This window comes from Siminovitchia acidinfaciens, from assembly GCF_003605385.1.
In the GTDB taxonomy this organism is placed as follows: Bacteria; Bacillota; Bacilli; order Bacillales; family Bacillaceae_C; genus Siminovitchia; species Siminovitchia acidinfaciens.
Genome location: NZ_QYTV02000007.1, coordinates 1 through 24,215, shown reverse-complemented (window position 1 = coordinate 24,215; position 24,215 = coordinate 1). Strand labels below are relative to the sequence as shown.

At 43.5% G+C, this 24,215-nt stretch carries 19 protein-coding genes; all 19 read left to right on the top strand.

Annotation, left to right across the window (positions count from 1 at the left end):
• Positions 1 to 17: 17 nt before the first annotated feature.
• Entirely contained in the window at positions 18 to 1,154 is a 1,137-nt protein-coding gene (gene solA / locus D4T97_RS14825) for an N-methyl-L-tryptophan oxidase (protein ID WP_126051543.1), read from the top strand.
• A gap of 14 nt (positions 1,155 to 1,168) precedes the next feature.
• On the top strand, positions 1,169 to 1,819 hold the full coding sequence (locus D4T97_RS14820) for a GNAT family N-acetyltransferase (protein ID WP_126051542.1): 651 nt from the start codon (positions 1,169 to 1,171) through the stop codon (positions 1,817 to 1,819).
• Between the two features lie 45 nt (positions 1,820 to 1,864).
• Positions 1,865 to 3,142 carry an NAD(P)/FAD-dependent oxidoreductase gene (locus D4T97_RS14815; RefSeq protein ID WP_126051541.1) on the top strand — a complete coding sequence of 426 codons (1,278 nt, stop codon included), beginning with the start codon at positions 1,865 to 1,867 and terminating at the stop codon, positions 3,140 to 3,142.
• Between the two features lie 41 nt (positions 3,143 to 3,183).
• Entirely contained in the window at positions 3,184 to 4,467 is a 1,284-nt protein-coding gene (locus tag D4T97_RS14810; RefSeq protein WP_126051540.1) for an NAD(P)/FAD-dependent oxidoreductase, read from the top strand.
• Positions 4,468 to 4,685: 218 nt separating this feature from the next.
• On the top strand, positions 4,686 to 5,723 hold the full coding sequence (locus tag D4T97_RS14805; RefSeq protein WP_126051539.1) for an ABC transporter substrate-binding protein: 1,038 nt from the start codon (positions 4,686 to 4,688) through the stop codon (positions 5,721 to 5,723).
• A 128-nt stretch (positions 5,724 to 5,851) separates the two neighbouring features.
• The gene (solA, locus tag D4T97_RS14800; protein WP_126051538.1) at positions 5,852 to 6,985 is read left to right on the top strand and encodes an N-methyl-L-tryptophan oxidase; all 1,134 of its coding nucleotides are present in this window, start codon (positions 5,852 to 5,854) and stop codon (positions 6,983 to 6,985) included.
• A 600-nt stretch (positions 6,986 to 7,585) separates the two neighbouring features.
• Positions 7,586 to 8,677, top strand: a complete 1,092-nt coding sequence (gene pdhA, locus D4T97_RS14795; RefSeq protein WP_126051537.1) for a pyruvate dehydrogenase (acetyl-transferring) E1 component subunit alpha — start codon at positions 7,586 to 7,588, stop codon at positions 8,675 to 8,677.
• Position 8,678: 1 nt separating this feature from the next.
• The gene (locus tag D4T97_RS14790) at positions 8,679 to 9,671 is read left to right on the top strand and encodes an alpha-ketoacid dehydrogenase subunit beta (RefSeq protein ID WP_126051536.1); all 993 of its coding nucleotides are present in this window, start codon (positions 8,679 to 8,681) and stop codon (positions 9,669 to 9,671) included.
• A 12-nt stretch (positions 9,672 to 9,683) separates the two neighbouring features.
• The gene (locus tag D4T97_RS14785; protein WP_206435579.1) at positions 9,684 to 10,928 is read left to right on the top strand and encodes a dihydrolipoamide acetyltransferase family protein; all 1,245 of its coding nucleotides are present in this window, start codon (positions 9,684 to 9,686) and stop codon (positions 10,926 to 10,928) included.
• Between the two features lie 25 nt (positions 10,929 to 10,953).
• Positions 10,954 to 12,096, top strand: coding sequence for a Leu/Phe/Val dehydrogenase (locus D4T97_RS14780; protein WP_126051535.1), 1,143 nt, complete (start codon positions 10,954 to 10,956; stop codon positions 12,094 to 12,096).
• Positions 12,097 to 12,442: 346 nt separating this feature from the next.
• On the top strand, positions 12,443 to 12,862 hold the full coding sequence (locus D4T97_RS14775; RefSeq protein ID WP_126051534.1) for a PaaI family thioesterase: 420 nt from the start codon (positions 12,443 to 12,445) through the stop codon (positions 12,860 to 12,862).
• Between the two features lie 103 nt (positions 12,863 to 12,965).
• Positions 12,966 to 14,405 (top strand): Na+/H+ antiporter NhaC, encoded by a 1,440-nt coding sequence (gene nhaC, locus D4T97_RS14770; protein ID WP_126051533.1) that lies wholly within the window; start codon positions 12,966 to 12,968, stop codon positions 14,403 to 14,405.
• Between the two features lie 315 nt (positions 14,406 to 14,720).
• On the top strand, positions 14,721 to 16,115 hold the full coding sequence (locus tag D4T97_RS14765; protein WP_164525589.1) for a GntP family permease: 1,395 nt from the start codon (positions 14,721 to 14,723) through the stop codon (positions 16,113 to 16,115).
• A gap of 30 nt (positions 16,116 to 16,145) precedes the next feature.
• A complete protein-coding gene (locus tag D4T97_RS14760) occupies positions 16,146 to 17,837 on the top strand; it encodes a dihydroxy-acid dehydratase (protein ID WP_126051531.1) in 1,692 nt (563 codons plus the stop codon).
• A gap of 290 nt (positions 17,838 to 18,127) precedes the next feature.
• The gene (locus tag D4T97_RS14755; RefSeq protein WP_206435578.1) at positions 18,128 to 19,312 is read left to right on the top strand and encodes a M24 family metallopeptidase; all 1,185 of its coding nucleotides are present in this window, start codon (positions 18,128 to 18,130) and stop codon (positions 19,310 to 19,312) included.
• A 391-nt stretch (positions 19,313 to 19,703) separates the two neighbouring features.
• Positions 19,704 to 20,717 (top strand): hydroxyectoine utilization dehydratase EutB, encoded by a 1,014-nt coding sequence (gene eutB / locus D4T97_RS14750; RefSeq protein WP_126051529.1) that lies wholly within the window; start codon positions 19,704 to 19,706, stop codon positions 20,715 to 20,717.
• 21 nt (positions 20,718 to 20,738) lie between these two features.
• Positions 20,739 to 22,439, top strand: coding sequence for a PucR family transcriptional regulator (locus tag D4T97_RS14745; RefSeq protein ID WP_126051528.1), 1,701 nt, complete (start codon positions 20,739 to 20,741; stop codon positions 22,437 to 22,439).
• Positions 22,440 to 22,762: 323 nt separating this feature from the next.
• A complete protein-coding gene (ehuB, locus tag D4T97_RS14740; protein WP_126051527.1) occupies positions 22,763 to 23,662 on the top strand; it encodes an ectoine/hydroxyectoine ABC transporter substrate-binding protein EhuB in 900 nt (299 codons plus the stop codon).
• Positions 23,663 to 23,757: 95 nt separating this feature from the next.
• On the top strand, positions 23,758 to 24,215 hold a 458-nt coding region (locus tag D4T97_RS14735; protein WP_164525600.1), incomplete at its 3' end, for an amino acid ABC transporter permease.

Genomic DNA, 24,215 nt, shown 5'->3' with positions numbered 1-24,215 from the left:
CAATGGGAGGATTGTGAATGGATGCTGAAGTAGGTGTTATCGGTTTAGGAACCGTCGGAAGCATGACCTTGTGGCAGCTTTCACGTCAAGGTGTATCAGCTGTTGGCTTCGAACAATTCGGCATCGGTCATGATTACTCCGCTGCAGGAGGAGAATCCAGAATCTTCCGTACAGCCTATGGCGAAGGATTGGAGTATGTTCCTCTGATGCTAGAATCATACCGATTGTGGAGAGAGCTCGAAGAAGAATCCGGAAATAAGCTTCTACATCTGACCGGGGGCTTGATGATAGGGAACACCGGAACTCCATTTATGGATAATGTGTTAAAAAGCATTGAGAGATTCGGGCTGGACCATGAAGTTCTTGATCAGGAACAAGCCAAAAAGCGATTCCCGCAGCATCACCTACTACAAGGAGAAATAATGGTGTTGGATACATTGGCGGGCGGGCTTCGTCCGGAGTTGGCAGTTGTATCGGCGGTCAAGCAGGCAGAAAAACTAGGGGCCGCAGTGCACAGCCATTCCAGGGTAGAGCGCATTGAACCCAGCGGAACTGGAGTGAAGGTCATTGCCAATGGAAAAACATATCAATTTGGCAAAGTCGTTATATCAACAGGACCATGGACTGGGGCTTTTCTGCCGGAATACAAACCTCAGATCGCTGTAAAACGATTGGCAATGGGTTGGTTTGCTGCAAAGGATATTAGGAAATTTCAATCGGATCGCTTCCCTGTGTATATAAGAGAATCCGGTGAAGATAAATTTTATGGCACCCCGACCTTTGAAGGAAGCATGGTGAAAGCAGCCTTTTATATCAATTACGGCATCATTGACAATCCTGATGGACTGAACAGGACCATTATGCCTGATGACATTCAACTTTTACGAAATGCGGTCCAAAAGTATTTGCCGGACCTTTATCCCGACCCAGTCAGAGCAAGTGTTTATATGGATGGTTTTACACCTGACGAACATGCTTTGGTGGGTGCTATTGATGACGAGAAGCACATCATCCTGCTCGGCGGTTTTTCCGGGCATGGGTTCAAGATGGCAACCGGAATTGGAAAGATTGCTTCCGACCTGATAATGGAAGGAAAAACATCATTTGAAGTAGATCACCTTTCACCGAAACGCTTCCATAAAATGAACGCTTAACTGGAGGAGATAGTATGACAACAACAGAAGCAAAAGTGATTGTAAGAAATACGACGCTGGCAGATATAGAGGAGCTTGTTCCTATGGCCATAAAAGGGTATGGCTATGAAGATATGGCCCCCACAAAAGAAAAATATGCAAGTCACATAAAGCATTTTCCAGAAGGCCAGTTTTGCGTAGAGTATGAAGGAAAACTGGTGGCCTCTTGCTCCAGTGTCCTCATCAATATTGAAGATTATGGAGAGAATCATACTTTTAACGATGTAGCAGGCGGAGGGTATATTGATAATCATAATCCGAATGGAAAAAATCTGTATGGAATTGATGTCGTGGTTGATCCAGATTATCGGGGATTAAAGGTCGGCAAGGGCCTATATGAAGCGCGAAGAAAACTGGCTAAGGATCTAAATCTGGAAAGCATCATTTTCGGCGGAAGAATGCCAAACTTCAAGGATTATGCGGATAAAATGACTGCTGAAGAGTATGTTAACAAAGTATTGGATGGAGAGATTTTTGATCCGGTCATCGTTTTTCAGATTAGAAATGGTTTTGAATACAAAGGCGTCATGAAAGATTATATTCCAAAGGATGAAGAATCTTTTGGCTACGCAACGCTGATGGAATGGAAAAATCCGGATTACACACCTCCTGCTAAAGAAGATTAAGCATGCAACTTGGAGGACTTTTGACTAAAAACGGGGGAATGAAAAGTGGATTCTTTATCCATGTGGGAAGCGACTGCAGGTGAACGTAAACAACGGCCAACACTTCAAGGAGAACAACAATGTGATGTGGTAGTCATCGGTGGAGGCTATACCGGGCTTTCTACAGCTTATCATTTACAGGAAAAAGGACATAAGACAGTTGTGCTCGAAAAATATCATGTAGGATATGGCGCCAGCGGAAGAAATGGCGGTGAATTGCTGACAGGATTCCAAGGAACAATGGAGACCTGGGCCGCAAAGAAAGGGATTGAAACTGCCAAGCAGATGTGGCAGATGTCCCTTGACTCCATTGATATTACTGAAAAAATTATTAGGGAAAATAACATTCAGTGCGATTTTGTAAGAAATGGAGATATCCGTCCTGCCTATAAGCTTTCCCATTTGGACAATTTTAAAAGGGAACAGGAATATATGGCAAAGACATTTGAATTCCACGAGTTAGGTGTTCTTGATAAATATGAAATTAAGTCCGAGCTGAATACAGACTTTTATCACGGAGCCCGTACGAATGAAAGAGGGGCCCATTACCATCCAATGAAATTTGCTAGGGGACTTGCAGATCTGGCCGAAGAAAAAGGCGCAGTCATTTACGAGCATTCCGAGGCATTGAAGATTGAAAGGAACAGCAAAGTGATTGTAACGACCAAGCAGGGAAGAGTCATAGCCGATGAAGTTGTCGTCGTCACGAATGCCTACGCAGGAAATCTTCATAAAACAATCAAAGGGTCTGTGGTTCCAGTAGAAAGCATCATGATTGCAACAGAACCACTTACGGAAGAACTAATGGAGGAATTGATTCCAAATAACCGGGCAGCTTCGGACTCTAAGAATCTCCTTTATTATTTCCGCAGAACAGCAGATAACCGGATGGCTTTCGGAGGTTCCGGCAGAGCATTCAGTAAACGTGACCAGCTTCGGTTGTTCGATACGCTCCAGTCAGGAATGGTGGAGGTCTTCCCACAATTAAAGGGAGCAAAAGTCGAATATCGCTGGGGAGGGAAAGTAGGATTCACCCAGGAGATGCAGCCGTATATCGGCCAACTTCAAGATGGCACTCATTTTGCTTTTGGGTATTGCGGTCGCGGCGCAGCCATGGCGGTGATAGCAGGAAAAGTCCTCGCTCAGACAATCGCACATGATGACAATGTGATAAATCCATTGAAAAAAGAAAAACTTAGACCGATCCCTTTCCATAGCCAACATGCAAAAGCAGTAGGAATCATGAAGTTTTATAAAACATGGCAAGACAGGTATGGTTCATAGTTTGATAGAATGGTACGAACCTGAAAATGGGGGAATGAGAAGTGGATTCTTTATCCATGTGGGAGGCAACGGCCGGTAAACGAAAAAAACGGCCAACATTAGTGGATGACAAGCATTGCGATGTAGTGATCATCGGCGGTGGTTTTTCAGGTCTGTCCACTTCCTATCATTTACAAAAAATGGGACATAAAACGATCGTATTGGAAAAGGATACAGTCGGATATGGCGCCAGCGGAAGAAACGGCGGTGAACTGCTTACCGGATATCACGGAACGATGGAAACATTTGCGCAGAAAAAAGGCTTTGAAACGGCAAAGCTGATGTGGGAACTATCCCTTGATTCCATCGATTTGGTAGAAAACATATCTAAGGAAAACGGAATATCCTGTGATCTTGTAAGGCAGGGAGATATCCGGCCAGCCTATAAAGTTTCCCATTTGGATAGATTCAAAAGGGATCAGGAATACCTTGCGGAAAAGTTGAATTTTCACGGAGTATCGATCATTGAGCGATCCGAAATGAAAACGGAATTGAACACGGATTTTTACCATGGGGCACGGATCAATGAAAGGGGAGCCCATTTTCATCCACTGAAATTCGCGCTTGGTCTTGCTGATGCGGTAGAAGGCCTGGGTGGAATGATATATGAGAATTCGGAAGCCGTTAACATTCAAAGAGATTCCACTAGCAAGGTCATCATCACAACACCCAAGGGACGGGTTATAGCTAATGAAGTGGTCATTGTGACGAATGCCTATGCAGGAAACCTTAATAAAACGTTAGAAAAATCGGTCATTCCTGTCGAAAGCATCATGATCGCCACCGAACCATTAACAGAAGAACTCATGCAGGAGTTAATACCCAAAAACCGTGCTGTCTCTGATTCAAAGAACCTATTATACTATTTCAGGAGAACTGCCGATAACCGCATGGCCTTCGGAGGTTCCGGAAGGGCTTTCGGGAAGCGGGCACAAAGAATGCTGTTTGATAATCTGAGGGAAGGCATGGTCACTGTTTTTCCTCAGTTGAAGGATGCGGGCATAGAGTACCGCTGGGGAGGAAAAGTTGCCTTTACCCAGGATTTTCTTCCCTATATAGGACAGTTGGAAGACGGAACCCATTATGCCTTCGGATATTGCGGTAAGGGAGCTGCGATGGCTGTCATGGCAGGAAAGGTTCTTGCTGAAACGATCAGTCATCCTGACCGGGTGAATAATCCGCTGAAAAAAGAGAACCTGCGCCCGATCCCTTTTCACAGCCAACATTCAAAGGGCGTTGGACTGATGAAATTTTATATGGCTTTTCAAGATAAATATGGGAAATGAAGCCTGCGGTTTACCGCGGGCTTTTTTGTCTTTGATTTTCTTTGTCTTTCACTTAAACTTTAACTAGTCAAATCTAGTTATTTTTTCCCCTCTGTAGTAAAATAGTAATATATTCTAAAAATTAAGAGTGGATTTGTTCGTATAGAAGTTTGAAAGTTCGGAATAGAGATTCATTTAATTAGTATTATAATATTGAAATATAAAAAGGAGATGGAAGAATGAAGAAACGTTGGGGGATAATGCTGACCCTTATTTTACTTATGGGAATCGTGGCAGCTTGCGGAAATCAAAAGAGTTCAGGCGATAATAAGGCGAATGATGAACAGAGCAGTAATAAAGAGCAAAATGAGGAAAAGAAATATACTATTGGAGTCAGCCAAATAGTTGAACATCCATCACTTGATGAAGCATTCAATGGCTTCAAAGAGGCTTTGGAAGACAACGGTTTTGTCGAGGGTGATAACATTACATATGATGTTCAAATTGCGCAGGGAGACATGAACAACAATCAATCAATTGCTAACAATTTAGTCAGTTCTGGTGTTGATTTAATTTTTGCCAATTCTACTCCAAGTGCTCAAGGAGTGCTGAACGCAACAAAAGATATTCCAATCATCTTTACATCCGTTACAGACCCAGTGGGAGCTGAGCTTGTCCAATCCATGGAAGAACCGGGAGGCAATGTTACAGGGACTACAGACACACATCCAGATGCAATTCCAAATAATGTGAAATTCATAAAAGAAGAGTTTGAAAATGTAAAGAAAGTCGGTATGATCTACAACTCGGGAGAACAGAACTCTGTTGCTCAAATAGAAATGGTCGAAAAGGCACTGGAAGGGACAGGAATAGAATCAGTAAAAGCAAGTGTATCCACATCATCAGAAGTGCAGCAGGCTGCAGAATCATTGAATGGCAGAGCAGATGCCATCTATATTATAGGTGATAACACAGTAGTATCAGCATTGGAATCTGTCATTAACGTGGCAAAAGATCATAAACTTCCGATGTTTGTGGGTGAGCTGGATTCCGTTAAACGCGGTGGATTCGCTGCATACGGGTTTGAGTATCATGATATCGGATATGAAGCCGGCGAAATGGCGGCTAAAATTTTGAAAGGTGAAAGTGAACCTGCAGATATCCCAGTTCAGTATCCTCAAAACTTGAAACTATTAATTAATAAAAACTCAGCTGAAGACATGGGGATTGAAATCAAGTCGGAGTGGGAAAAAATAGCAGAGTTTCATGAGGAATAAAAAAGCTTTGGAGGGACAGCAATTGTTCCCCAAGCTTTTTATTTTCGAAGAACCTGCGTCTCCAAACTTTCATAAATGGATATATCAATTTGCTCTATAATAGTTTGTGAGAGGGGCTGAACATAAAAATGAAATTTGAAACCATTATTGTTGGAGCAGGTTCCATGGGGATGGCCGCGGGTTATTTTCTGGCGAGCCAAGGCAAAAAGGTATTGCTGATTGATGCCTCTAATCCGCCGCATACGGAAGGTGCCCATCACGGGGAGACCAGGATTATCCGCCATGCCTATGGTGAGGGAGAAAACTACGTCCCGATGGCACTCAGGGCACAGGAGCTTTGGCTTGCTCTTGAGAAGGAATCCAATAAGAAGCTTTTTCTACAAACCGGTGTTTTAAATGCCGGAGATCCAGAATCTCTATTTATTAAAAATGTCATCAAGAGCGCGAAAACTTATTCTCTGCCTGTTGAAGTTTTGACAGCTGAAGAAATGAACGATAAGTGGCCCGGATTCCATTTTTCAGAAGATTACGTAGGCTGTTTTGAAAAAAGTTCCGGAGTTCTCATGGTTGAAGAATGCATACGGGCATATCGGGAACTAACCGAAAAAAGCGGCGCTGTTCTAAAGACAAACACGATGGTAAAGTCAATCGAAGCCACGGAGTCATCGGTTACAGTAAAAACGGAAAACGAAACTTTTACGGGTGAAAAATTGATTGTCTCCGCAGGAAAAGGGACAGGCCCTGTACTCTCTGCTTTGGGACTGGAATTGCCGCTTCAGCCGGTGAGAAAAACTTTTTCCTGGTTCGACTCTGATGAAGATGTTTACCGTGAAGGTCAATTCCCTGCTTTTGCTGTCAATTATCCAAATTCAGATGAATTGTACTATGGATTTCCGAGCATCGGTGGTGCAGGCGTGAAAATCGGACGCCACGATGAAGGTCAGCCTATACAGCCATGGGAAAAGCTGGCTGACTATGGAGCCTTCCCTGAAGATGAGGGGGACGTTAAGAGCTTCGCCGATCGGTTCATGTCCCAGAAGCTTCCAGTGAAATTCGGAAAAACTTGCGTCTATACACTGACACCTGACAGTGATTTCATTATCGACAAACATCCGGAATTAAAAAACGTCTTCTTCGCGTGCGGTTTCTCCGGACACGGATTCAAATTCGCCAGTGCCGTCGGAGAAATTTTGAGCCAGTTGGCTGTGAATGGAAAAACTGAATTGGATATTTCCGATTTTTCTTTGGGAAGATTTAAATAAGGGGTTACTTGAAAAAATTGAAAATAAAGGTGACTGGGCAAAAGCAGCAGAGGATAAATATAATATTTGATTAGAAGTTGAAAACCTGATAAATGGGTTGAATTTAATAATTTATACCCCCGTGATCTTCGATCAAAGTAGCCCATTTTGAACGAAGGCATCGATTATCGGGCATGATCTTCGGGCAAAGTAGCCCGTTTTGAACGAAGACAGTGATTAACGGGCATGTTCTTCAATCAAAGTACCGTGTTTGCCACTTTTCCACTCGCGCGGGGGTATAGTACCGAAACCGCCTAAGGTGATTCTTACCATGCCGCAGGGTCACCATGGTAAAATTTTATTCAATTTATATAAAAAATAATGCATTAGTAAAAAGGACTGGCCAATGTCGGTTCTTTTTTTTGGTATTAGGCTCTGTTATAAGCATTTGAGAGATGGCAGCAATTTTCTCAAAGTGCGCTTTAACAGATTAAAAGATTGATGCTTTAAAGAAAAAACACGTTGAAGCGTGTGTTTGCGCGGAATTTTCATTTATATTAAGCTGACAATTAATAAGCATATTTTAAAAATGCTCTCAAAAAAATAAAGGAGCGGTAGAATATGAGAATGACAGAGCTAACAAGGTTTGATGCGGAAACACAGTTTCCAACGGTGCAAATCGTCGATCATGATGGCAACCTCGTAGATGACACGTATAAAACCGAAATTACCAAAGAAATGGCGCAACTTTTTTACCGCCAGCTAAAAACAATGCGGCTGTTTGACAGAAAAGCGATAAACCTTCAGCGCCAGGGACGCTTGGGAACCTATCCGCCATTTGAAGGGCAAGAAGCGGCACAAGTTGGAAGCGCTTTAGCACTTGATGACAAAGATTGGATGTTCCCGACGTATAGAGACCATGCGGCGATCATCACTTTTGGCCAATCCTACAATATTTTGTCCAACTGGAATGGACGCATTGAAGGAAATCTGCCTCCTAAAGGCAAGAAAATCCTGCCACCATCTGTTCCAATTGCCACACAGCTGCCATTAGCAGCCGGCGCAGCCATGGCATCAAAGTTTAAAGGACATACGACAGCATCGATTGCCTATTTTGGTGATGGTGCGACATCAGAGGGCGATTTCCATGAAGGGATGAATTTTGCAAGCGTATTCAAAGCGCCTGTCGTATTTTTCAATCAGAACAATGGCTATGCGATTTCTGTTCCGATTGAAAAGCAGATGAATTCCAAAACGATCGCTCAAAAGTCGGTCGCCTATGATATGCCGGGCGTCCGTATTGATGGAAATGATATTTTTGTCGTTTATTTTGAGACGAAAAAGGCGCTTGAGCGTGCGCGCGGCGGCGAAGGCCCAACATTAATTGAAGCGGTTACATGGAGATATGGTGCTCATACGACAGCGGATGATCCGAAAAAATACCGTGACCAACAGGAAAGTGAAGAACGCAGAAAATATGATCCGGTCACACGCCTTGAGCTGTTTATGAAGAAAAATGGCTATTGGGATGATGCCTGGGCACAGAAGATCGAAGAAGAGGCTGCGGATGAAATTGAGTCGGCGGTCAAAGAAATGGAAATGATGCCTGCACCGGATGTAAACGATCTGTATAATCACATGTTTGAAGAGGCACCATGGCCAATCAAAGAACATAAAGAACAATATTTGAAACATATGCGGGGTGAACAATAACATGCTTGCTAATGCGACAAAACAAATGACGCTGATCCAGGCGGTTACTGATGGCTTGCGCACAATGCTGAAAGAAAATGATGAAGTTCTGATTCTAGGAGAAGATGTCGGAAAAAACGGCGGCGTGTTCAGGGCAACGGATGGCCTTCAGGAAGAATTCGGTGAGGAGCGTGTAATAGACACGCCATTGAGTGAAGCGGGAATTATCGGGACATCCATCGGGATGGCAATGTATGGGATGAAACCAGTGGCCGAAATTCAATTTTTGGGATTCGTTTATCCTGCTTATGAACAGATCATGACCCACGCCACCCGCATGCGCTATCGTTCAATGGGGGAATTTACGGTGCCGATGGTCATCCGTGCACCATATGGAGCTGGAGTGCGCGCCCCTGAAATCCATTCGGACAGTGTGGAAGCACTGTTTACTCATATGCCGGGAATCAAAGTGGTCTGCCCGTCCAATCCGTATGATGCAAAAGGACTTCTCATATCGGCCATTGAAGATCCGGACCCGGTCCTGTTTTTGGAATCGCTTCGCCTGTATCGCTCGGTGAGAGGTGAGGTGCCAGAAGAAAAATATACGGTTGAAATCGGAAAAGGCGCCCGGTTAAAGGAAGGGGAAGATGTCACCCTCATCGCTTGGGGAGCAATGATCCCTATCGCTATGAAAGCGGCTGAAGAGGCAAAGGAACAAGGTATCTCTTGCGACGTGATCGATTTGCGGACATTATATCCAATCGACAAAGACATCATCGCCGAATCGGTTCAAAAGACGGGGCGCTGCGTCATCGTCCATGAAGCGCACGGAACCGGCGGTCTCGGAAATGACATTGTTTCGATCATCAATGATACATCTTTTTTATTTATGAAAGCTCCAATCGAAAGAGTGACCGGAGCAGACGTCCATGTTCCGTTCTGGGCTTTGGAAGAGCATTATTTACCGACTCCTGCACGTGTCAAGGAAGCCATTGACAAAGTCATCAATTTTTAAGGAGGGATTTGAATGATCGAAGTAAAATTGCATGATATTGGTGAAGGGATGACGGAAGGGGATATCATATCGTACCTTGTAAAAGAAGGCGAAAATGTCAGCGTTGACCAGCCGCTTGTCGAGGTTCAGACGGAAAAGATGGTGGCGGAATTGACGTCCCCAGCGAACGGAACCGTCAAGGAGATCCTCATTGAGACGGGAAAAACAATTTCTGTCGGCACAACGATATTGACTATCGCCTCCGGACAAAGTGCCGATCCGGCTCCTGCGAAAGAGGAAGCAGCAACAATCGCACCAGCTGCACCGCCGCAAAAATCGATGGTTATGGAAAGGCCGAAAGGCGACCCGCTTTCCAACAGGGTGAAAGCTGCACCGTACACGAGGAAAGTGGCCAGGGAAAATGACGTTGATATCACACTAGTTGAAGGAACAGGCCGTGCAGGACGGATCACAGTTGAAGATATCCTGCGCTATGTTGATGAAAGAGATAATGGGCAGGCGAAAACAGCCGCAGCTCTCGTAGATATGCCAAGTGCTGAAAAAGAGGCTATACCACAGGCAGAGCAGTTCGACACAATACCGTTCAAAGGCCGCCGCAAGCAAATCGCAATGAAGATGAGCCAGTCGCTCTTTACTATCCCGCATGTATGCCATTATGAAGAAGTCGACATGACGGAGCTTCTCAATTTCCGCAAAGAGCTCAAATACATGGATGAAAATATCTCAGTTGCGGCATTTTTCATCAAGGCGCTTGCTATTTCGTTAAAAGAATACCGTGTTTTCAACGCGAAGCTGGACGAGGAGAATGAAGTGATCCGCCTCGAGAAATCGGTACACATGGGAATCGCCGCGGATGCAGAAGAAGGCCTGATCGTTCCGGTCATCCGCGATGCCGACAAAAAGTCACTGCGAACCATCCATCAGGAAATGAAGGAATTGACCCAAAAAGCGAAAGAAAACAAATTGACAGTGCGCGAAATCACTGGCAGCACTTTTACAATCAGCAACGTCGGCCCGATGGGAAGCATCGGCGCTACACCGATCATCAACTATCCGGAGACTGGGCTAATGGCGTTCCACAAGACGAAAAAGATGCCTGTTGTCAATGAACACGATGAGATTGTCATCCGTTCCATGATGAATGTGACGATGACGTTCGACCACCGTGTCGCCGACGGCGGAACGGCTATCGCTTTTACAAACCGCTTTAAATCTTTGATTGAAAATCCTAAAAAATTGATGCTGGAACTTGTCTAAACAAGATTGAATGGAGGAAAAAGAAATGGCAAAACAGCTTGAAAAGTCATCAATCGGCAACGAGGACATTTTTCAAAAAATAGCCAATCACGAGCAGGTCGTATTCTGCAATGATCCGGCTTCAGGCCTGCAGGCGATCATCGCCATTCACGATACGACACTTGGCCCTGCGTTGGGCGGGACCCGCATGTATCCTTATAAAAGCATGGATGAAGCACTTGAAGATGTACTCCGTCTATCCGAAGGGATGACGTACAAATGTGCAGCTGCTGATATCGATTTCGGCGGCGGGAAAGCAGTTATTATCGGTGATCCGGAAAAGGATAAATCCCCCGCTTTGTTCCGGGCGTTCGGCCAATATGTGGACTCGTTGAATGGAAGGTTCTATACTGGAACAGACATGGGGACTACAATGGAAGATTTTGTCCATGCATTAAAGGAGACCAATTTTATCAACGGCATCCCGGAACAATACGGAGGCAGCGGTGATTCGTCCATTCCGACGTCCCAGGGTGTCATCTATGCCCTAAAGGCTACGAATCAGTATTTATTCGGCAACGACAGCCTTTCAGGAAAAACTTATGCCATCCAGGGTCTGGGGAAAGTTGGATACAAGGTTGCTGAACAGCTCCTTGAAGCAGGCGCCAACCTATTTGTGACAGATATTCACGAAAATGCATTGAACTCCATTAAGGAGAAATCAAAAGAGCTGTCCGGTTCAGTCACGATTGTAAAAAGCGATGAGATTTACAGTGTTAATGCGGATGTATTCGTTCCGTGTGCGATGGGCGGAATTATCAATGATGAAACGATTCCGAAGTTGAAAGTGAAGGCTGTCGTCGGCTCCGCAAATAACCAGCTCAAATTTCTCCGCCATGCTAACGTGCTGAACGAAAAAGGAATTCTGTATGCACCGGATTACATCGTCAATGCCGGAGGGTTGATCCAGGTGGCAGACGAATTGTATGGACCGAATAAGGAGCGGGTATTGCTCAAGACGAAAGGGATATACCGTTCTCTCCTGGAAATCTTCAAACAGGCGGAGCTTGATTGCATAACGACAGTGGAAGCGGCAAATAGGAAATGCCAGAATACAATTGAAGGCCAGCGAAACCGTAACAGTTTTTTTGCAAGAGGGCGCAGGCCAAAGTGGAATATTAAAGAGTAGTTTTGAAAGCATAAACATAAAGGGAAAGCGTGAGGCGCCTGCCTATCGGCGACAAGCAAAAGACAAATTTTGATGAGGGAGTTTTTCAGCCACCACAGCAAAGCTGCTTACTTAATTACATCGTGAGAAACATCTCCGAATATACTTCATGCAGCTTTGCGACGAGCTGAACAAGGCTTCCTCGAATAAGCTATGGCGCACAGGAGCACAATCTTCCTGAATAAGCCTCCTGGCAGCTTGTGACCTCGAGCCGATGGCGTCTCGAGCTAGACATAGCATGTTTTTTCTAACGGAAAAACTTAGTCTAATTTGATGTTTTTTTAATCGGAAGAGGGAGGCTGATCAGATGAACAAATATGAAACGATTGATCTAATGGAGGTGGCCAATAACGGGGCTGCCCCTCCGAATTGTGATATAACCTTGCAAATTAAACCTGTTTCCGCAAAGGATGGAAAAGCTAAGGGAATTTGGGAAGTGGATGAAAAGTTCTTAAACGGACTTGGCGTCACCATGGGCGGATACCTCGCTTCAGCGGCAGATATCATGATGGCCTATGCCATTTCATCACAGTTGCAGGAAAATCAGACATTTGCGTCCATTGATCTGCATACGACTTTTCACCGGCCAGTTTTTCCAGGAACAGTAGAAGTGCATGCTTCCGTTGAACGGCTGGGCAGAAAGGTGGGCTACCTGACAGCGGAGCTGGTGCAGAATGATAAAAAAGTGGGAAGTGCAGTCTCATCTATCATGATCATTGAAAAATAAAGAAGATTTTGGAAAGAGGCCAATGGAACTTTAAGAGGCGTTTGAAGTGTATAATATATAAATCAGTTTATTCGTTGCAAAAAAACACGGAGGTTTCCACTTCATGAACTCTCAAAAGCAATTAAACATATACTACGCATTAGCCCCAATCGTGATTCTGACCCTTTTGGCGGCACTGTCCATTTTCAAGTGGGATGCGGGCATGTTCATTCCTTTATTGGGCGGGATCGTGGCAAGCGCAATTGTCGGGCTTATGGCAGGATTTAAATGGGCAGAACTGGAAAAATTCATAGCCCAGGGGGTCGCCAGGGCCTTGCCTGCCATTTTCATTCTTTTCCTTATTGGTGCCATCATAGGTACATGGATTTTAAGCGGTGTGATCCCAACCATCATTTACTATGGACTCGGAATACTTAGCCCGAAAATTTTTCTGCCGGCGGTTGCTTTTATAACAGGAATTGTTTCTATGACGCTTGGAAGCTCGTTCACTTCCCTTGCAACAGTTGGCCTTGCTCTGATGGCCATAGGGTCGGGCTTAGGATTTCCAGCACCTATTGTTGCCGGGGCGGTCATTTCCGGTGCCTTTTTGGGAGATAAGCTCTCGCCGCTGTCAGATACGACCAATATTGCACCGGTCATGGCAGATACAGATCTGTTCAGTCATATCCGTCATATGATGTGGGATACGATTCCGGCATTTGGGATTTCCCTCATACTCTATTGGGTGGTCGGCCTGAATTATTCCGCTGTAGCCACATCCGATGGGAAAGTCCAGGAGATTATGCAGGGACTGGACAAGCTGTTTTTCATCAACCCGCTGCTTTTGGTTTTGCCGTTGCTCACTTTGTTTATTGTTTATAAACGGCTACCCGCTGTTCCTTCGCTCATTTTCATCATTGCTTTGGGAGCTTTGGCAGCATTGCTTGTGCAAGGAAGCAATATCACACAAATTGTAAATGTGATGACGGACGGCTACAAAGTTGAATCGGGAATTGAAACAATCGATTCATTGCTCAACCGAGGAGGAATCACCTCCATGCTGCCTACCATCGGTCTTGTCGTTTTAGCGACAGGCTTAGGTGGAATACTGGACGGCACCGGAGCATTCAAACGAATTATCGAGACAGTGGCAAATAAAATTAAGAGTACTGGTTCGCTTATTCTATCGACCATTGCATCCACTTTTTTAGTCGGCTTGGCAAGCGGGGAGCAATACCTGTCAATCATCCTTCCGGCTAGAACTTTCCGGGATAAATATAAAGAACGGGGTCTGGACACAAAAAATCTGTCCAGATGTGTGGAAGCGGCCGGAACGGTCGGCATAAACTTAATTCCTTGGAGTGTTACGTCACTTTTTGCCTCTCAGGTTTTAGGCGTTAGTCCGATGGCTTTTATTCCATTCATCTTCTTCGCTTTCCTTGTCCCTGCCATTAATATCGTCTACGGATATATGGATATCTCCATTGCTAGAAAAGATTATTCTCATGAAGGGTTTGCTAAACAAGGACTTGCAAAAAACGTGGTACTAAAAAAGATATTGTGATTTATATTAATCGCCTATTCCTTAGTAACAGTGAGGAAATAGGCGTTTTTTATATGGACTAAAAACTTATGTAAAAATAATTTTTGGTTCGTTACAAATTTATGTACCCAATAATCCCTTCTGCTTAATAAAAATGGAAAAAAATACAAAATGCGCTTAGGACTTGTTGATATCCCTTTGGCGTAGCTGGTGTTGGATTTGGGTTACAACCAAGGATAGTATTTATTTGCGTTGTAAATTTCAATATATTAATATTTAAATATTAAGTATTTTATATATTATAAAATTTATAAAGTGGAGAGCAGGGGAAAAATGATGACACAGTTCATACTTTCACTAATTATTAGTCTTATTGTTTTAGTTTTTTTAATTTTAAAGTTAAAAGTGCACCCTATTTTATCTTTATTTGTTGCAGCACTTATTTTGGGGATTGGCTCTGGAGCAACGATCTTGGATACCATCGGACTTATTAATAACGGCTTTGGTTCAACTTTGGGAAATATAGGGATTCCTCTTATTTTGGGGGCTATTTTGGCTATTGGGATTATCGATTTAAAGGCGGCCGATACGATAGCTAAGTTTTTCGATAAGCTGTTTAAAGGAAAAAGAATGGAATTGGCGCCTTCCCTTTCAGCGTTTATTATTTCTATTCCTGTTTTTGGCGATATAACTAATTTATTAGTGGCTCCAATAGCGTCGCGGATTGCACAAGCAAAGAAAATATCCATGACAACAATGGTAGCGTTTACTGGCTTAGGTTTAATTTTGACACATGCTCTCGTACCGCCTACACCGGGTATCCTGGCCACGGCTCTCGCGCTTGAAGCTGACCTTGGATTTGTCATAATCTATGGAATTATTGTAAGTTTAATTGCTTTCTTTATCACATGGATTCTTTTTAGAAAGTGGACAGAAAAAGAGTTTGTGCCTCCATTGCCTAAGTTTGCAGGGGTTGTGAACGATGATGGTGGAAAAAAGATAGGAAGAGGTATACCATATTCACTGGCATTTCTGCCTATTTTAATTCCGATCATATTCATCGCATCATCTTCTATCGTTAATGTCTTTCTTGCAGAAGGAACTATTTTGCATAATGTCATGAATGTTCTTGGAGACCGGGTGGTAGCTTTAGGAAGCGGGGTTATTATTACTTGTTTAATTGCTTTTATGTATAAGCAAACAGTCTTTGCATCTGCCATGGGTGAAGATAACTCAATTAGTAAGGATACACCTTTTCTGCAAGTGATCATGGGATCCTGGGTGGCCCGCGGTGTAGCCGTTGCCATATTGCCTTTATTAGTTACAGCAATGAGTGGAGCTATTGCAGGAATCATCAGCCAAAATGAGAATGTGGAAGTAATTGCTAATAATATTGCTTCCAGTAATATCCCATACATACTTGTCCCTTATATTTTAGCGGCTATCCTGGTTGCTACAGTAGGCTCTATTACTACCGCAGCACTTACAACAGCAGGTATTCTGGCACCTGTACTAACCGTTCTAGGGTTGTCCCCTGAAGCAGCTACGTTGGCGATTGGTGCAGGGTCTTTAGCTTTCATTCACATGAATAATAGCGGGTTTTGGATTCAAGTCCACTTGTTTAACGTAACAACTAAGCAAGGGTTAAAGTATATTACAATTCCTACCTTCGTTGCTTCGGTCGTTGCCATCACCGCTTTGGCAATATTCAATGGCATAGGATTAATTTAACAGTTTATACCAGATAAAGGAGAATGATGTATGCCTTCCAGAATAGATGGAGACTACTTAAGATCCAACCATATTGAAAGCTCTATAGCCCGGGCATTTATGCAGGGAGCCGGTTTTTCTGAAAAAGATCTGAAAGAACGTCCAGTAGTTGGAATATTCAATAGCTGGAGCGAGATGAATCCTTGTAATCTTAATTTAGATCAAATTGCAAAAAGTGTAAGAGAAGGGATCATGGAAGCTGGGGGACTCCCAGTAGAGATTCCCACCATTTCTATCCATGAACAAATCAATTATCCTTCATCCCTTTTATTGCGTAATTTAATGGCTATGGACGTTGAAGAAATGATTAAAAGAAGTCCTGTTGATGGAGTCGTATTACTCAATGGGTGCGATAAAACGGTACCTGCACAGATAATGGGAGCAATTAGTGCAGGCAAGCCAGCTATATCTCTTTCAGCCGGCCCCCGAGCGCTTTCTATCTATAAGGGGGAAGAGATGACCATTCATAGTCTCTGGGGTAAAAAAGAAGAACGGCAAAAGGGAGAAATAAACGATAAAGGTTGGGAGGAATATTTGAGCAAGCTCATTCCAGGGCCTGGTACATGTAATGTCATGGGTACTGCTTCTACGATGTCTGCTCTAATGGAAGCATTAGGGCTGGCATTACCGGGAACATCCTTCTTCCCATCTCAAAGTAAAGAGAGGGAACTTGCTGCAAAAAAAACGGGTCGGATGGCAGTAGAGATGATTAAAGAAAAACGCACACCAGATCAAATTGTAACCTTGGAATCGCTGGAAAATGCTTTCCGTACTGTTTGTGCATTAGGAGGCTCAACAAACGCCGTAATTCATTTAGAAGCAATCGCAGGGCGGGCAGGATTACGGATTGGAATTGACCGGTTCAGGCTCTGGAGTGAAACAACGCCTCACTTGGTAGCAGTCAGCCCATCAGGCCCTTATTCACTCCATGATTTTAGCCAGGCAGGCGGAGTCCCTGCCTTGTTTAAGCGGCTTGCAACTTTACTCCATTTGGAAAGTCGTGTTGTAACAGGGGAAACATGGTCAAAGATTATCGGTCGTACGGAAAGCACCGATTCCCCAGTCCTCCGAACTCTGGACAATCCGATCAATCCAGATGGCGGGCTTGCCATTCTAAAAGGTTCACTGGCCCCAGGCGGAGCTGTATTTAAACGTTCGGCTGTACCCAAAGAATTTTGGACTCACCGCGGACCGGCTACTGTATTTGAGGGGATAGAAGATATGGAGAAGAGGATTAACGATCCAAATCTTCCTGTTGGCCCAGAAAGTGTGATTATATTAAGAGGGATGGGACCTAAAGGAGGACCTGGAATGCCGGAAAGCGCCAAAGTTCCGATTCCTAAAAAACTGTGGGAAAGCGGTGTTCGGAATATGGTCCGGATTTCCGACGGCCGGATGAGTGGTACTGCAGATGGGGCAGTTGTCCTGCATGTTACACCTGAATCCGCTGAAGGCGGTCCGCTGGCACTTGTTCAAGATGGAGATATAATAGAACTTGATGCAATTAAGGGGAGACTTGAGCTTTTGGTGGATGCTAAGGAATTGGATAAAAGAAGGAAAAACTTGCAAAAAGCAAAAAGTCCTTCAAGGGGTTATGATTGGCTTTATCATCAGCATGTTACCCAAGCAGACACTGGAGTTGATTTTGACTTTCTAATCGATCCTGCAGTCCGTTCTCGTTAGGGTAGTTAAAGCATCTTAATTGTCTATTGATATTTAAATATATCCCCCCAATAAAGCCTCCTTTTAATAAAATCATGTTTTTTAGGCGTTTATTTACTTTCAATTGAAAGGATAAACGCCTTTTGATTTTTATTATGAATAAAGTATTTGACAAAATATCCTTTTACTCCCGAATTAAAAATTAACAGTGTATTTATTTTTCTATTGAAAAAATATAGAATAGTCAGGATAATTATATTACACAATTGAACAATGCTTACAACATCATATAACGAAAGGAAGGAATGTTATTGTCTATTTTCACTTTATCAGAATACAAAAGCAGGCTGCAAAAAACTAAAGAAAAAATGGGAGATGAAGGAATCGATGTTCTTTTAGTGACTGATCCTGCAAATATCAATTATTTGAGCGGCTATAATGCCTGGTCGTATTATACGCATCAGCTGCTTATTGTCATTATCGATGAAAGTGAGCCCATTTGGGTAGGCCGCGGAATTGATGAAAGTGCCGCCCGTTATACCACCTGGTTAAAAAATCATAATATCATTTCTTATTCTGATGACTATGTACAATCAACGATTAAACATCCGATGGACTTTGTAACTGATCTTTTAATGGAAAAAAATCAATCTAATCGGACGATTGCCATGGAATATGATGCTTATTTCTTCACTGGCCAGAACTACATAATCTTAACTAACAATTTGCCGAATGCAACGTTCAAAAATGCAACAAATTTAATTAACTGGATTCGGATCATTAAATCCGAACAGGAAATTGAGTATATAAGGCGTGCAGCAAACATTATTAGCCATACGATGAATGCGGCCATCGAAAAAATCAATGCGGGTGTCAGAAAGTGTGATGTGGTAGCGGATATTTATCAGTCGCAAATTAGCGGTACAGAGCAGTATGGCGGGGACTACCCGGCTTTTCCTCCGTTACTCCCATCCGGGAATAAAACATCCGCTTGCCACTTGACCTGGACCGATGAAAAATTCAATGAAGGGGATCCGGTAATTCTTGAATTGGCAGGTTGTCATAACCGGTACCATTCCCCTTTAGCGAGGACCTTAGTTATTGGAAAACCAACCAAAGAGATGGAAACTTTAGCTGAAGTTGTAATTGAAGGGATAAATGAAGCGTTGGCTGCAGTTAAACCTGGGGTGACTTGCGAAGAAGTAGAGATGGTTTGGCGTGAATCCATTAAAAAACGAGGATTTGAAAAAGAATCTCGAATTGGTTATTCCATAGGGCTGAATTATCCGCCCGATTGGGGCGAGCATACGGCCAGCCTTAGACCAGGAGATAAAACCATCATTCAGCCCAATATGACGTTCCATATGATACCCGGAATCTGGTTAGATGATTATGGAATTGAAATTAGTGAATCCTTTGTTGTGACGGAAACGGGAATTGAGATATTAGCCAATGTGGAACGAAAGCTTTTCGTTAAAGAAAGTCTTGTTTATTGAAAAAAGTATTAAATGAAACAGGCGTAGGATGTTTCCTATGCCTGTTTTGCATGCTGCAGTTTTAAACCTTTTTCATTCAACCGATCTGCTATTTCTCATACAATTTGTATAGCCTAGTTTATTAAAGTTCGTACAATATGATAATTGTTTGATGGTCTTTCGATAAATATAATGATTGGGAATATTTTTTTACTCGAACTTTTCCAAGCCGGCAAAACAGAACTATTTAAATCCTATATTGAGTTAGGAAAGTGGTTTGGCGAGACAGTTATTTTTCTGTCTTTTTGTAATTAAAAAGATAGACATCTTCCTTATCATTGAAAAAATTAAAGGGGAAATATGATACTATTAAAATAGCGCTTTCAATTTGGGCGTTCAAGGGGGAATTGCTATGGATAAAGTGCAGCATTTTTCAAAAGTCGATGGTCTATCTTTCCAAAAAGTTTTTGAAGCAAGAAAAAGGGTATATCAAATCGTAAAACCCACCCCATTATTCCATTCTATTCCTTTGTCAGAACGTTCATCTTCACAAGTTTATCTAAAACTAGAAAATTACCATGAAATCGGTGCCTTTAAAGTCAGAGGGGCTGCAAATAAAATTTTAAAGTTATCGGATGAAGAAAAAAAGCGGGGAGTGGCCACGTTTTCCACGGGGAATCATGGACTTGCTGTTGCTTATGTGGCTAAAAAACTCGGTATTGATGCGACTGTATGTATTTCGCGCAGGGTGCCAAAAGCAAAAGTGGATGCCATCCGCAGGGCAGGCGCCCATATTGAAATTGTCGGAGACAGTCAGGATGATGCGGGGAAATTTTGCTATGAGCTGGAAGAAAAGTATGGCTTGACGGTGGTTAAGCCTTTCGACGACCCAGATATTATTGCTGGCCAGGGGACGATCGGCTTGGAAATGGTCGAAGAAGTACCGGATCTTGAAGCTGTTATCATCCCGTTATCCGGCGGGGGATTGTTTGCAGGCGTTGCATTAGCATTGAAGGCATACAACCCGGACATTCAAGTGGTTGGCGTTTCGATGGAGCGTTCACCTGTTATGTATGAAAGCATCCAAGCAGGCAAGCCAGTTGTCCTAGAGGAGCAGCCCACGCTTGCTGACAGTCTGCTCGGCGGCATCGGATTGGACAATCGATACACATTTGAAAGCGTTAAACAATATGCCGATGAGCTGATCCTTGTCTCGGAGGAAGAGATTGCCAAAGCTATGGGGTTCGTTGCGAGTGAACACCGGATGATTGTCGAAGGGGCAGCGGCTACAGGAATTGCAGCTATTTTACAGAAGAAGCTGAAATCCGAGTTTCCCAAAATAGGCACAATCATCACGGGGAACAATGTTGATCTCTCTGTCATTTCAAAGGTAATACAAGAGTACGAATTTAAACCGCAGAAATAACAATAGACAGGGGTGGATGGATTGAACTTGTCTTTGATGGATGTTCTTAAGTTCCCTATTTTTGAAACTGCTAAAATTGTCACAGGAAAAAATGAACTCAGAAAAAAATCGGTTGAGTGGGTATCGGTCATTGAGAGTCCTGTTGAAAACTTCGTCCGGGAAAATGAATTGGTCCTAAGTACAGGAATCGGCTGCTACACGGATCCGCATTTATTTTTTGAATTTGTAAAAGATGTCTATGAATCCGGTGCTTCCGTGCTTGCAATCGCCACGGGCCATTACATATACCGGATTCCGGAAGAGATTGTTGATTTTGCAGAAGAGAATCAATTTGTCATCTTGGATTTGCCGTGGGAAATTCGGTTTGCCGATATTATTCATGAGGTGACGAGTGCTATCAATAAGCTGCAGCAGGATGAACTGATCAGGCTGAAAGAGTTGCAGCAAGAATTAATAGAGATGTTTTTAACAAAAAAGCCTTTTTCATCTATCGTTTCCGTCATTGAAAAAGAGCTCGGTCTGCCGGTCCTCATCATGAATAACAGAGGAAATGTGGCGGGGGGGTCCGCTCATATAAGGGATGTCTGGCGAATGTGGAACGACATGAAAAAAAGCGAGGATGAGGAAGAATCCCATCATCCGATTTTTTCCAAAATGAAGCGTGGGGAATCGAAAGATTCACAGCTTTTTCATATGAAAATACAGTCTAGTGAACAAAACCAAGGTGATTTTTTCATTGTGACGCCGCTCTCCTATAAGATGAAATTACGGGAGGCCAATCTTATTGAACAGGCTGTCATGGTTTGCGCATTGTGGCTGACAAGTGAGAATGCCCTAGCTGAAAATAAAAATATGCTGCAAAAAGAATTTGTCCTGAGTTTGACGAATGAAGAAGAAATTCCCGAACAGAGGATAAAAGAGGAGGCCCAAGATTTGGGTCTGGAAATAGATTTGCCCTATGAGTGCCTGATCGGCTATCCTGAAAACTTGGAATCGCTTTTTTACCAGGAAGCAAATAATAATAATAATCAGACAAAGAAATCCTGGCTTGAAAATATGATGGCATATATAGAAATGGAATTATACGATGCTGCCCAGTCCATCCACCGTCAAGTGATGTATGCCCAGGAAGATGACAAGATGATCGTTTTTTTACAAACGAGTGAGACTCCTGCGCAGTCCAATGCCAACGGGACGATCAATCAGTTTCTTGATTTAGTCGACCGAAGATTGAACAAGCTTCTTCCGGGTGTCGTCGTTTCGTGGGGTATAGGTAAACACCAGGAAGGGATCATGTCCTTTTATAAAAGCTACAATAAAGCCGTTTCCGCTTTGAAAGTGGGCAGAAAGCAAAAAGGAATTGGAAAGCGCTACCACTTCGACAATACAAAAATCAGCCGGCTCATATTAAATTTGTCCCAAAATGAAGAAGTTCAGGAAATCACGATGTCGACTATTTCCCCTTTGATCGAATATGATGAGAAAAGGGAAATGGATTTGATTAACACCTTTATTGCTTATAATGAAAATGCCGGTAATGTGAGCCAGGCTGCCCGTGTACTTAACCTGCATCGACAATCTTTGTTATATAGGCTAAGGAAGATTGAATCATTGACCAATCTATCATTAACGAACCCGGATGATGTATTTTTACTGGATTTCAGTATAAAAATTTGGATGAGCAGCGGAAACCGGAATCGCGCTGATCAACAAATCATATAAAACTACGAAAAATGAGCCAGATATCTGGTTCATTTTTTATTTTTAGTCACTAATCTATTTCCCTTACAACCAACGGAACTTGTGTAATGGCAATCAAATACAGGCTATGTTTCCAAACAAGCGGAAAAAGATAACGGGTTAATCAAATTGTATAAAAATAGTTTAAAAAAGTTCATACAGTTTCAATAATGTTTTTTACTTACTGAATAATTATAATAAATTCAAATGTAAGCACTTACATACCTTAACCGCCTGAAAGGAGAGGTTTTTTAGGGACGGCCTGTATCAAAGTCTACGAAAAAATTTATGGAGGTTTTTACGAAATGAAGAAGTGGTCATTAATTTTAATTGCTAGTTTATTGATTTTGCTAGGCGCCTGTGGGAACAGCAGTGAAAACGCAGGCGCAGGAGATAGCGGTAAAGATTCGAAATCGGAAGGTTCCACACTTGAGCGTCTGAAGGAAGTGGGCAAAGTGAAGCTCGGCGTGGCGAATGAAAAACCCTACGGCTATAAAACATCAGACGGCGAAGTGACTGGGGTTGCGCCGGAAATCACCAAAGCGGTTTTCAAGGAAATGAGCATTGACGTGGTCGAAGGGGAAGTGACAGAATTCGGGTCCTTAATCCCGGCATTGCAAGCGGAACGCTTTGATGTGGTCACCGCTGGCATGGATATCCGTCCGGAGCGCTGTGCGGAAGCGGCGTTTGGCGATGTGGAAATTCGCTATGGAGAAGGCATGGCCGTGCAAAAAGGAAATCCGAAGAATTTGCACAGCTACGAAGACATTGCGAAAAATCCGGATGTGAAGGTATCCATCATGGCGGGGGCAAACCAGAATGAATTCCTGAAAGAACTTGGCGTCAAGGACAACCAGATTGAAACAGCCGACAGTATCTCCTCCAATATCGCTGCGGTCAGCTCAGGCCGTGTGGACGCAACGGTCATGACAGAAGCGTCGATTCGCGAGGCAGTTGCATCAGCGGACCACTCCAAAGTGGAAGAGGCCAAGCCGTTCACGCAACCTGAAATTGGCGGGGAAAGTGTCATGAGCTACGGGGCTGCTGTCTTTAGAAAAGAGGATAACGAACTGAGGGAAGCATATAACGCTGAACTGAAAAAGCTGATCGATTCAGGGAAGATCCTTGAAATCTTTGAAGAGTTCGGATTTGGAGAGGACAACCTTCCGGATGATGTGACGACTGAAGATCGTTGTGCAAAATAAAACAATCAATTTAGGCGGGGTGCTGTAATAGGACTCTGCCTTCCTGATTAATACAGCTGGATGCAAGGGGGTTGTTAGCAATTGATACTTATATAATGTTTTTGCCAGAGTTATTGCGAGGAGCAGGTATAACGATTAAGGTTCTCCTGCTGTCCTCAGTTTTCGCTTTTCTATTTGCATTTATCGCCGGGCTTGGCCGGGTGTCGCGCTTTTGGATTGTGCGTTTCTTGATGGGCGCCTTGGTGGAGCTGTTCAGGGGAACGTCCCTGCTAGTGCAGATGTTTTTCTTCTTCTTTGCACTTCCGGCTTTCGGAGTGGAACTGTCCCCGTTTGCCGCAGGTGTCCTGGCTTTAAGCCTGAACTATGGGGCCTACGCCTCGGAGATTGTCCGAGGAGCGATCCTGTCGGTGCCCGGTGGACAGACGGAAGCGGGCATTGCACTGAACATGACCCGCTGGCAGCGCATGAGACTTGTCATCCTGCCACAGGCGTTTCGCCTGATGCTTCCGGGATTTGGAAACAATGCAATCGAACTGCTCAAGGGGACGTCACT